This is a genomic window from Pseudomonas sp. Sample_22, from assembly GCF_004307635.1.
In the GTDB taxonomy this organism is placed as follows: Bacteria; Pseudomonadota; Gammaproteobacteria; order Pseudomonadales; family Pseudomonadaceae; genus Aquipseudomonas.
The window spans coordinates 1-3,110 of sequence record NZ_RCNY01000012.1 but is presented as its reverse complement, the minus strand read 5'-3'; the positions used below and the strand labels follow the sequence as shown (position 1 = coordinate 3,110).

The window sequence follows — 3,110 nt, the reverse complement described above, 5'->3', positions numbered from 1 at the left end:
ATCCTGAGCTTGAATTCGATTAGAGATCTTCCCTAGCTCAGGTCTAATCGATGACTGGTCTAACCTTTCCCCGGACGATTTTAGGACTCCATTCGCATGGGCTTCGCTGTAACCGTCCGGGCAACACACCTTCCTGACACCGTCGCTTGAGGCGATGGTGTCCACCTAAATTTAAGTGGACACCATTTCTAGCCTTTTTAAGCGGACGCCCATGCCACAAGAACGCCGTTCCTATTCCAAGTCCTTTAAGGCCCAGGTCATCGCCGAGTGTGCGCAGGCTGACACCTCGATTGCCAATGTCGCCTTGACCCACAATCTCAACGCCAACCTCGTCCATAAATGGATACGCGTGCATGCGCAGAAAAACCTGACACTTCAAACCGCCTTCATCCCGATCAAGACATCGCCGCCGGTGCCGATGCATCAGGCCCTTCCTGCCACGATCCGAATCGAAGTGCCGCATTCAAAAGGCGTAGTCGTGGTGAGTTGGCCGGCAGAAAATGCAGCGGCGTGTTCTGCTTTCCTGCGAGACCTGCTGCGATGATCCGCATCGACTCCATCTGGCTCGCCACCGAGCCCATGGACATGCGCGCCGGCACTGAAACTGCGCTGGCGCGGGTCGTGGCGGTGTTCGGTGCGGCGAAGCCGCACTGTGCTTATCTGTTTGCCAACCGTCGTGCCAATCGCATGAAGGTGTTGGTGCATGATGGCTTGGGGATTTGGCTTGCAGCCCGGCGCTTGAATCAAGGACGTTTCTTTTGGCCGGGCGTGCGGCACGGCTCTGAAGTCGAGTTGGATGCAGAGCAACTTCAAGCCTTGGTGCTCGGCTTACCTTGGCAAAGCGTCGGTTCCGGAGGAGCCATCACGATGCTCTAGCTCGCCTGCCATGGCCTGCTTGCCAGCGCAATTGGCCCATCAGTCTATCGCCGCCACTAGCCCTCTCTGGCAAAATCGGCGGCATGACTTCGCATCCGAATCTCGATCAATTAAACCCTGAAGAACTGCGTGCCTTGGCGGCGCAGTTGATCCAGCGCGTCGAGACGATGGACAAGCAAATCACTCATCACAAGTCGGTCAACGAGAAGCTGGCCCACGAGATCGCACTGCTCAAGCGCTTCAAGTTTGCCAAGCGCAGCGAGCAGTTGAGCCCGGATCAATCCAGCCTGCTCGACGACTTGATCGATACGGATATCGCCGCTATCGAAGCCGAACTTGAGGCGCTACAACCGGCACCTGTCGAAGCCAAAGTGCGCCAGCAACCCAAGCGCGCGCCGCTGCCACCGCAGTTTCCTCGCACACTGATCCATCACGAACCGGACAACAGCCACTGCCAGTGCGGCTGCGCCCTCAAGCGCATCGGCGAAGACGCCAGCGAAAAGCTCGACTACACGCCCGGCGTATTCACCGTCGAGCGTCACATCCGTGGAAAGTGGGCCTGCGAACAGTGCGAAACGCTGATCCAGGCGCCGGTACCGGCACAGGTCATCGACAAAGGCATCCCGACAGCTGGCCTGCTGGCCCACATCATGGTGGCCAAGTTCGCTGACCATCTGCCGCTGTATCGCCAAGAGAAAATCTTTGGCCGCGCCGGGCTGCCCATCGCCCGTTCGACCTTGGCGCAGTGGGTGGGCAACTGCGGCGTGCAATTACAGCCGCTGGTTGATGTGCTGCGCGAAGCCGTGCTGACGCACGGCGTCGTTCACGCCGACGAGACGCCGGTACAAATGCTGACGCCTGGCGCGAAAAAAACTCATCGCGCTTACGTCTGGGCCTATGCCACCAGTCAGTTCTCCGGCCTGGCGGCGGTCGTTTACGACTTCAGCCCGAGCCGCGCTGGCGAACATGCCCGAGCCTTCTTGGGCAGTTGGAACGGCAAGCTGGTCTGCGATGACTTTGCCGGCTACAAGGCAGGCTTTGAACTGGGCGTTACGGAGATCGGCTGCATGGCCCATGCCCGCCGGAAGTTCTTCGACTTGCACGCGACCAACAAGAGCCAGGTCGCCGAAAAAGCGCTGCACTACATCGAGGCCTTGTACGAAGTTGAACGAGAAGTCCGAGAGCTGGAACCGGGTGATCGGCAGCGAATACGGCAGGAAAAAGCAGCGCCAATCGCCGACGCACTTCATACCTGGATGACCGCCCAAAGACAGCTTGTGCCTGAGGGTTCGGCCATCGCCAAGGCGCTGGATTACAGCCTCAAGCGCTGGATAGCGCTGATGCGCTATCTCGATGACGGTGCTGTGCCCATAGATAATAACTGGTGCGAGAATCAAATCCGGCCGTGGGCTCTTGGGCGCTCGAACTGGCTCTTCGCGGGCTCGTTACGCAGCGGTAAACGTGCGGCGGCGATCATGAGTTTGATCCAGTCGGCGCGGCTTAACGGGCATGATCCGTATGCTTACTTGAAGGATGTTCTTACACGCCTGCCTACACAGCGGGCGAGCGAGATTACTGAGCTTCTGCCGCATAAGTGGACGTCCACCTAATCGCTGAGGGTATTACCGAACACCTTCCTCTTTTGCCAAATAGAGTAATGCAATGGAACGTGAAAAAATCGATGCAGCATTAAAGGAGCATGTCATCCCTATCCTTCGCAGCATGGGGTTTAAGGGATCGCCTCCCCATTTTCGCCGCAATACAGGACAGCAAATTGATCTGATCACGTTTCAATTTGATAGGCATGGAGGGGGATTTGCCATTGAGGTAGCTGTTAGCCCCGCAGAGGGAGTGACTATGTCTTGGGGTGAACAGATCCCGCCAACAAAAGTGGTCGCGGCACACCTGCATCCGAATAAGCGTATCCGTTTAGGGGCGGTTATGGGAGGCGATCACTGGTTCAGATATGACAATAAAGGAAACAGTACTACTCGGTTCGCAGATACGGCCCGCGAGGTTCAGCCTTACCTGAGCGGCGAAGCATCTGATCACTGGGCCAAAGGCCCCCTCCCGGACACCAAAAGCTCATAAATGCTCCACCGCAACCGTCAACAGGGGCGTCTTGCTCGCGCCATCGGCCTAAGATGATTCCGTCAAGACGTGTCTACCGGACGGTTACGCTTCGCTAGCGTGGCGAGCCGTTGTAGGCCTTCGCGCTTAAATTCGTCAGAGTT

The 3,110-nt window shown here is 57.5% G+C and carries 4 protein-coding genes; all 4 read left to right on the top strand.

The window, feature by feature from the left end; all coding sequences use genetic code 11:
• Positions 1 to 175 precede the first annotated feature (175 nt).
• Entirely contained in the window at positions 176 to 544 is a 369-nt protein-coding gene (locus tag D8U73_RS29095) for a transposase (protein ID WP_206663012.1), read from the top strand.
• Positions 541 to 876, top strand: a complete 336-nt coding sequence (gene tnpB / locus D8U73_RS29385; protein WP_137201196.1) for an IS66 family insertion sequence element accessory protein TnpB — start codon at positions 541 to 543, stop codon at positions 874 to 876. The genes D8U73_RS29095 and tnpB overlap by 4 nt, the downstream gene beginning before the upstream one ends.
• A gap of 83 nt (positions 877 to 959) precedes the next feature.
• Positions 960 to 2,486 (top strand): IS66 family transposase, encoded by a 1,527-nt coding sequence (locus tag D8U73_RS01690; RefSeq protein WP_130903564.1) that lies wholly within the window; start codon positions 960 to 962, stop codon positions 2,484 to 2,486.
• A 52-nt stretch (positions 2,487 to 2,538) separates the two neighbouring features.
• The gene (locus D8U73_RS01685; RefSeq protein ID WP_130903563.1) at positions 2,539 to 2,967 is read left to right on the top strand and encodes a DUF4304 domain-containing protein; all 429 of its coding nucleotides are present in this window, start codon (positions 2,539 to 2,541) and stop codon (positions 2,965 to 2,967) included.
• Positions 2,968 to 3,110: the final 143 nt, after the last annotated feature.